This is a genomic window from Enterobacter sp. E14S, assembly GCF_055666685.1.
Genome location: NZ_JBVODQ010000042.1, coordinates 1 through 243, shown reverse-complemented (window position 1 = coordinate 243; position 243 = coordinate 1). Strand labels below are relative to the sequence as shown.

At 53.5% G+C, this 243-nt stretch carries 1 rRNA gene; it reads right to left on the bottom strand.

Features of this window, described 5'->3' with window-relative positions:
- A 23S ribosomal RNA gene (locus tag ACZ6J2_RS21910) occupies nucleotides 1–243 on the bottom strand; the annotation flags it as partial.

Genomic DNA, 243 nt, shown 5'->3' with positions numbered 1-243 from the left:
GCGAGCGGGCTTTTCACCCGCTTTATCGTTACTTATGTCAGCATTCGCACTTCTGATACCTCCAGCATGCCTCACAGCACACCTTCAACGGCTTACAGAACGCTCCCCTACCCAACAACGCATAAGCGTCGCTGCCGCAGCTTCGGTGCATGGTTTAGCCCCGTTACATCTTCCGCGCAGGCCGACTCGACCAGTGAGCTATTACGCTTTCTTTAAATGATGGCTGCTTCTAAGCCAACATCC